The sequence below is a fragment of the Novosphingobium aquae genome, assembly GCF_037572715.1.
Lineage (GTDB): Bacteria > Pseudomonadota > Alphaproteobacteria > Sphingomonadales > Sphingomonadaceae > Novosphingobium > Novosphingobium aquae.
The window spans coordinates 67,388-74,819 of record NZ_JBBHJY010000013.1 but is presented as its reverse complement, the minus strand read 5'-3'; the positions used below and the strand labels follow the sequence as shown (position 1 = coordinate 74,819).

At 62.3% G+C, this 7,432-nt stretch carries 5 protein-coding genes and 2 pseudogenes; 4 read left to right on the top strand and 3 right to left on the bottom strand.

The window, feature by feature from the left end; all coding sequences use genetic code 11:
• Window positions 1-15: 15 nt before the first annotated feature.
• Window positions 16-174: pseudogene (locus WG900_RS20285) on the bottom strand (IS6 family transposase); the annotation flags it as partial.
• A 173-nt stretch (window positions 175-347) separates the two neighbouring features.
• Here WG900_RS20285 and WG900_RS19455 point away from each other — a divergent pair.
• Genes WG900_RS19455 through WG900_RS19445 form a run of 3 tightly spaced genes read left to right on the top strand, consistent with a single transcriptional unit; the run spans window position 348 to window position 5,289 of the window.
• Window positions 348-1,835 (top strand): thymidine phosphorylase family protein, encoded by a 1,488-nt coding sequence (locus WG900_RS19455; RefSeq protein WP_339969935.1) that lies wholly within the window; start codon window positions 348-350, stop codon window positions 1,833-1,835.
• Entirely contained in the window at window positions 1,832-2,722 is an 891-nt protein-coding gene (locus WG900_RS19450; RefSeq protein ID WP_339969933.1) for a ribose-phosphate diphosphokinase, read from the top strand. The genes WG900_RS19455 and WG900_RS19450 overlap by 4 nt, the downstream gene beginning before the upstream one ends.
• A gap of 8 nt (window positions 2,723-2,730) precedes the next feature.
• On the top strand, window positions 2,731-5,289 hold the full coding sequence (locus tag WG900_RS19445) for a cation-translocating P-type ATPase (RefSeq protein WP_339969931.1): 2,559 nt from the start codon (window positions 2,731-2,733) through the stop codon (window positions 5,287-5,289).
• A gap of 278 nt (window positions 5,290-5,567) precedes the next feature.
• Here WG900_RS19445 and WG900_RS19440 read toward each other — a convergent pair.
• Window positions 5,568-5,693, bottom strand: a pseudogene (locus tag WG900_RS19440) (IS6 family transposase); the annotation flags it as partial.
• A gap of 214 nt (window positions 5,694-5,907) precedes the next feature.
• Between WG900_RS19440 and WG900_RS19435 the strand changes: the two are divergent.
• Entirely contained in the window at window positions 5,908-6,438 is a 531-nt protein-coding gene (locus WG900_RS19435; protein WP_339969929.1) for a Pycsar system effector family protein, read from the top strand.
• A gap of 23 nt (window positions 6,439-6,461) precedes the next feature.
• Here WG900_RS19435 and WG900_RS19430 read toward each other — a convergent pair whose 3' ends face one another.
• The gene (locus tag WG900_RS19430; protein ID WP_339969927.1) at window positions 6,462-7,418 is read right to left on the bottom strand and encodes a tetratricopeptide repeat protein; all 957 of its coding nucleotides are present in this window, start codon (window positions 7,416-7,418) and stop codon (window positions 6,462-6,464) included.
• Window positions 7,419-7,432 lie beyond the last annotated feature (14 nt).

The window sequence follows — 7,432 nt, the reverse complement described above, 5'->3', positions numbered from 1 at the left end:
CAGCCGTACCGTCTAGTGGTAGAGGTCGTAGCCCCGCTCGAATAGCAGGTCTTCGGCATTCCGCAGCGACAGCGGATAGCGAATATACAACATCACGACGTCGCCGATCAGCTCGGGCGACGAATGGAAATACCGGAAGGGGTTATGCGATTTGGCTCTGGATTTGCGGCTGATGCACGCTGGCTATCAGCACAATGCACGGCGTGCCGCATTTGCCTGACAGAACCTTTCTTTAACATTGCGCCAGAACAAACAAGCCGTTCGTCAAATGCGCTAGATGGGTCATAGATGTTGCCCTGAAGAGGCCGTATCGGGACGGCAGCAGTCCAATCGAAGGCTCCGGTATCATGCTCAAGATTCGTCCGGTCGCAATCGATACCTATCCCGAGAACACTGCTTTCCTGCCGCGCAGCGATGGCGGATACGGGGCGGAGCAGTTTCAGGCGCTGCGCAAGATCGAGATCTGTCATGCCAGCAATACCATCCTCGCAACCTTGGCGATCATGGATGACAAGCATCTGCTGCGTCCCGGCGAGATCGGTCTGGGCGAGCAGGCCTTTCGCCGTCTTGGCCTGCCGGCAGGCACGGAAGTGTCCATTTCCCAGGCCATGCCGCCTGCAAGCCTTGATGGCGTGCGGCGCAAGATCCGGGGAGATACGCTGGACGATGCGGAAATCGCCTCGATCATTCGCGACATTTCGCGTTTCCGCTATTCTCCCATGGAGATCGCCGCGTTCCTCGTCGCCTGCGCCGCCTTCATGACCACGCAGGAGACGCTGGCGCTTACCCGGGCCATGGCCGACGTTGGCGGCAAGCTGAAATGGTCGTCCCCGCTGGTGGTCGACAAGCATTGCATTGGCGGCATCCCGGGCAACCGCACTTCGATGATCGTGGTGCCGATTGTTGCCGCCCATGGCCTGATCATTCCCAAAACCTCGTCCCGCGCGATCACTTCACCTTCCGGCACTGCTGACACGATGGAGGTGCTGGCCAACGTCGATATTTCGGCTGAGCGGATGCAGGAAATCGTTGCGAAGGAAAATGCCGTCCTCGCGTGGGGTGGGAGGGTAAAGCTGTCCCCCGCCGACGATGTGCTGATTTCTGTCGAGCGGCCGCTGCGCATCGATACGTTCGAACAGATGGTCGCATCGATCATGTCTAAGAAGCTGGCGGCCGGCTCTACCCACCTGGTGATCGATATCCCCGTCGGCCCAACGGCCAAGGTCCGCAATCAGACTGAAGCTGTCCGGCTGCGCAAGCTGTTCGAATATGTCGCCAGCAAGGTCGGGATCGTAGTCGATGTCGTCCTGACTGACGGCTCGCAGCCTATCGGACGCGGAGTGGGCCCGGTGCTGGAAGCTCGGGACGTGATGGCGGTGCTGAGGAACGATCCAGGCGCGCCGGCAGACCTGCGCGACCGTGCCGTAATGCTGGCCGGACGCGTGCTCGATTTCGATCCGCAGCTCAAGGGCGGTGAAGGCCATGTCCGGGCAGCCGAACTGCTGGCATCGGGTGCAGCGTTGGCGGCAATGGAACGGCTGATTGCTGCCCAAGGCCCGCAGGGCGTAACGGCGCGGCCCGGCGCATTTGAACACGAAGTTATCGCGCCCATTGACGGGAAGGTCGGCGCGATCGACTGCCATCTGATTGCCCGCATCGCGCGCCTCGCCGGAGCGCCCATGGAAAAAGGCGCAGGGATCGATCTGCTGTGCAAGGTGGGGGATGCCATCGGCAAGGGCGAGCCGCTCTACCGCATCCACGCAACATCGCAGACCGGTCTCGATTTCGCCCGTGAACTGGCAGCGTCAAGCTCCGGCTATGATGTGACCGCATGACCGCAACCCTCCACAGCTTTTCCGGCGATGAGCCAGAAGCGCGGCGTCTGGCGAACCTTTTGGGCTGTAACTTCCGGCTGATCGAGCTGCGGCAATTTCCGGATGGTGAAAGCCTTGTGCGGGTTGGTGAGACGGCAACGAAAGCGCTGCTGTACTGCTCGCTCAATGACCCCAACGCCAAGATTGTCCAACTTCTGTTCGCGGCATCGGCCTTGCGGGACTGCGGCGCCCGGCAGGTGGTGCTGGTCGCGCCTTACCTCGGATACATGCGGCAGGACCGCGCCTTCGTACCGGGCGAAGCAGTGTCCCAGCGGGTGATCGGCAGCCTGATCTCGTCGGCCTTCAATGGCCTGGTCACCGTGGATCCGCACTTGCACCGGACACCCAGGCTGGAAGACGCTTTCCCGGGAATGGTCGCGGTCAACGTCTCTGCAGCTGCGACAATCGCAGAGGCTCTTGCCAGCAGGATCGAACCGGATTGCGTGCTTGTTGGCCCGGATGAAGAATCCCTCCCATGGGTAATGGCCGTTGCCGCGTCCCTGGGACTTGAAGCGATCGTGGCGCGCAAGGTGCGACGCGGCGAACGCGAAGTCGACATCGAACTGCCGGGTGCGACCAACATTGCCGGAAAGCCGGTCATTCTTATCGATGATCTGGTGTCTAGCGGCGCAACCTTGATAGCCTGCGCCGGGCAGTTACGCGCCGCTGGCGCAAGTTCCATTGGCGCTGTTGTTACTCATTGCTTGGCGAACAGGGCTGATCTTGATGCCCTTGCCGCATGCGGCATCGCTCCGGTTCTGGCCACGGATACGGTTCCGGGCAGCGCAGCCTGCATCCCGATGGCGGCGGCGCTTGCCGCAGCCATTTGCGATTCCGGCCTGGCATGAGGCGGGCCATGCAGGACCATGGACTCATTTCGGGCCTCACTGAGGGCGAGGCGGGTGAAAGATTGCGGTCTGACGGCCCCAACGAACTGGCACGTCATGGGCAAAGGACATCGCTTCGCATCATCCTCGATGTCCTGCGTGAGCCCATGCTGGCCTTGCTGCTTGTCGCAGGAGCAATCTATCTCGCATTGGGCGATCTGCATGAAGCGCTGGTTCTGGTCGCCTTTGCAGGGCTTTCCATCCTCATCACCGTCGTTCAGGAAACCCGCACCGAACGTGCTCTCGAAGCGCTTCGGGATCTCACGAGCCCGCGGGCCCTGGTCATTCGCGACGGCGTTCGCAAGCGCATCGCGGGCCGAGAGGTTGTGCGCGGGGATCTGATCGTGCTGGGCGAGGGAGACCGCGTTCCCGCTGATGCCTGGCTTCTCGAATGTGATGGCCTTCAAGCCGATGAATCCCTGCTGACGGGTGAGTCGGTCGCCGTTCGCAAGGTTGCGAGCGCGTCTGGCGCGCCGACCAGTCCGGCGCGTCCGGGCGGCGACGACTTGCCGTTTGTTTATTCCGGCTCGCTGGTCGTGCGCGGTATCGGGCTGGCCAAGGTGACCGCAACCGGAGCGGCCAGCGAAATCGGGCGGATCGGACAAGTGCTTTCGACCCTCGAAACCGAGGCGCCGCGCCTGCGAGCGCAGACCCGCCGAATGGTCTTGTGGTTTGCGGCGATCGGAGCGGCAGCCAGCCTGGTGGCCATTTTGCTCTATGGTCTGCTGCGGGGAAGCTGGCTGGACGCGACGCTCGCCGGGATCGCGCTTGGCATGTCGTTGCTGCCCGAGGAATTTCCGGTCGTACTGACAATCTTCATGGCAATGGGCGCAATGCGCATGTCGCGTCAGCATGTCCTGACCCGCCAAGCGGCGGCAATCGAGACGTTGGGTTCGGCGAGCGTGCTGTGCACCGACAAGACCGGCACCCTCACTCAGAACCGTATGAGAATCGCCGAATTGCGCCTACCTGACGGGAGGCTGCTCACCCAAGGCGACGACACCGAGTTCCTGCTAGAGGCCGAGTTTCACCAATTGGCGGAATTGGGCATTCTAGCCAGTGCCCAGCAGGCCGTCGATCCGATGGAAATCGCCTTCCACGAACTCGGGGACAAGCAAGCCGGCGCGTCTATCAAGCAGCGCCAGAACGCCGGCTGGACCCTGAACCGCCATTATCCCCTCGACCCCGCCTTGTTGGCGATGACCCATGTCTGGGGCAGTGATCAAACCGGCGAGGAACGCATTGTCGCGACCAAGGGCGCGCCCGAGGCCATTGCCGATCTTTGCGCGATGTCGGCGGAGGAACGGGCCTCGCTGAAGCGCGCGCTCGACACGATGGCGGACCGAGGTTTGCGCGTGCTGGGGGTTGCGGATGCGCGGTGGTCCAGCGCCGCCTTGCCGCCATCGCAGCGGGATTTCAATTTCACCTTTCGTGGTCTGGTAGGCCTTGCCGACCCTTTGCGGCCCTCGGTCCCCGCGGCCATGCGGCAATGCCGCGAAGCGGGCGTTCGCGTGGTGATGATTACCGGCGACTATCCGCAAACAGCGCGCGCCATCGCCATACAGGCCGGCATCGACGCCGATCACATGCTGACCGGCGAAGATCTGGCGGCAATGGACGAGGCCGAACTTCGGGAACGCATCGGCTCAGTCGGCGTTTTCGCGCGGATCATGCCCGAACAGAAGCTGCGCCTGGTCGAGGCGCTGAAGGCTTCGGGCGAAATTGTCGCGATGACCGGAGACGGGGTGAACGACGCGCCTTCGCTGAAAGCTGCCCATATTGGCATCGCCATGGGTGGGCGCGGCACCGACGTTGCCCGCGAGGCGGCTGCGATCGTCCTGCTCGACGACGATTTCGGTTCAATCGTCAAGGCGATCCGCATGGGCCGGCGTATCTATGACAACCTGCGCAAGGCGATGGGCTTCATTGTCGCTGTGCACATTCCGATCGCCGGACTGGCACTGTTGCCGCTGGTCACGGGAATGCCACTGCTGTTTGGTCCGATCCACATCGCCTTCATCGAGATGATCATTGATCCGGTGTGTTCGCTGGCTTTCGAAGCCGAGACCGACGAGCGCAATATTATGCAGCGACCGCCGCGCCGCGCCGAGACACCGCTGTTCTCTCGTCCCCTGCTGGTCTGGTCGATCATCCAGGGGCTCGCCGTACTGGCGGTATCGGCAGGACTGACTCTCTACCTCTGGGACAAGGGCCTGCCTGCCGCACAGCTGCGCGCTGCAAGCTTCATTGCGCTCGTCCTTGGCATAACCAGCCTGATCCTGGTCAACCGCCGCTTCAGCGCCTCGTTGCTGTCTGCGTTGCGGCGGCCCAATCCAGCGCTGTGGGCAGTGATGGCCGGGGTGGTCGCCATTCTGCTGACGACCCAGTTCGTTACGCCGATGGCGGGCCTGTTCGGCTTCGCGCGCATAACGTCAGGCACCTTGCTGTCGATCGCGCTGATCAGTATCGGCACGTTCTTCCTGTTTGAGAAGGTAAAGCCGCGTTGGGGCAGTCGGCTCCTCGAATAGGAGCCGCTCCTGGCGGACATTGTATGATCGGGCGCCCTGAACGGGCACTAAAAAACTGGGCCGGCAGTCGGCATTGTCAAAGCAAATGCACCGCCATTTTCTAGATTGGTTAGCCGAGTCTGCGACGGGGCGTTGTCAGTCGGACCACAACCAGTCTCCGACACGCGGAGCGACTTCCAGGTCGCGCAACTTCAGGCCACAAGTGATTGCCACTCAGCCAATGCGACCGAGCGATGTTCACGGAACGTTTGTCGATCAGCGAGGCGGCGTTCGGATTTGAAACGGTTGCACCAGTGCCGCACGGTCTCGTGGCAGAGGCCAATCCCGCGCTCGAAGAGCAAGTCCTCGACGTTCCGCAGCGACAGCGCAAACCGAACGTACATCATGACCACCAGGCGGATCACCTCGGGCGATGAGCGGAAATATCTGAACGGATTCTCGGATCTGGAGCAGCTCGTCACCCGAGCTTATCCGGGCGAGAGCCGGCCCGCTAGATCCCTCTGACATTGCCAGCGCGAGGTTTTGGTTCATGGAGGACTGCCACGCAGGCAACTCGATCCTGACTGGCCACTTGCGATATCGTGTGCCACCACTGACCCAACCACCGGGAGGATCAAAATGGTAACCACTGAATCCCGAAAGCTGTCCGTTCATGCCGTCCATCTGGTGCGTACGGCAACGCAGGCCAATCTGACGCTCAGTCAGATGGCTGACCAAAAGGCATCGATCCTGATGGGGGCCACCTTTGTTGTCTTCACCATCGCCATCGGAAATGCGCGAAGCGGGATCCTGTCGCATGCCATGCTGGCACTTGCCGCCTTTGCATTTCTTTCCGCCATGTTCGCCATTGCCGCAGTCCTTCCATCAATCTCAGGCAATCGTGGCTCCGGAGGGCAGCCGAACATGCTGTTCTTCGGCACATTTTCCCAATGGGACGAGGACGAATTTGCCGACCGCGTGCTCGATCAACTGCAAGACGACGAGACCATCTATCGCACGATGCTGCGCGACATCCACCAGAACGGCATGGTGCTCAAGCACAAGAAATACCGCTTCCTGCGTCTGGCCTATCTGCTTTTCCTTACCGGCCTGATCGCAACCTTCGCGATATTTCTGGTTGAAAGCCGCGCCATGCTGGGCTTCGCCTAAAGTCGGGGGCCTAAAACCGGGACCTAGCGCAGACCGGCCGCTGAAGCCTGTTCCCGCAATCGGTTCGCCTGCTGCGGATTGGCCTTCACGGCAGCATCCAGCGCGGCGCGCGCAGCGTCGGCCTGACCAAGCATAAGGCGGCTGCGGATCAACATGATCCAGCCTTCGACATTGGCCGGATCCGTGCGCAGTCGCGCCTCAAGCCGCGTAACCATGCCTTCGGCCATCTTGCGCTGTTCGCGGGGAGGAATCGCACTCGCACGGCGCAGGTCCTCTGCGCTCGGTCCCGGAAGGCCCGCCCCCTGACTGCCCGCCCCCGGACTGCCCGCCCCCGGACTGCCAGGTCGCGGGGCAGGTGCCGGTTGACGCAGTTCCGACAATCGTCTGGTCACCGCGATGGCATTGATCTTGCCGGCCTGTACGATTGTCCGCTTGAGGTCAGCCTCCCACACCGCGCCGGGCGGGGTGTCGGCCAGCAAAGCCAGCCAGCTATTGATCGCTCCCTCGTGATCTCCGCCAAGATCTTGCCGTACCGCCAGGAAATAGCGCGCACGGGGGTCTTTCGGATCCAGCCTGATGGCCTGTTCAAAATCAGCGACAGCGGCGGCGGGCATCGGATCCCGGACACTCGCCATGACCCGCGCCTCGCCGCGCGCTGACCACAGTGACGCCCGCTGCGCCGCCAGCTTCAGCGCCGGATCGTAAGCCTTGACCGCCTCATCGAAACGGCCGGTATCGAAATAGGCCGAGGCCAGCGCCGACCACGCTTCGCTGTCCTGAGGCTTTTCGCGCGTGTGCAGTTCGAGCGTGGCGACGGGATCGCTGGCAGGCGCAGACCCGGTCACTGCAGAGGCGTTCGTTTCCCCGCCTTCGTGCCCTTTGCGCTGAACCGAAACGGCAATGGCAATCACGGCAATGACCGTGGCCAGCAGCAAGACAAGTCTGCCATAGTGCGAACGCGATGACTCTTTGGCGACCATGGCTCCGCAACTCG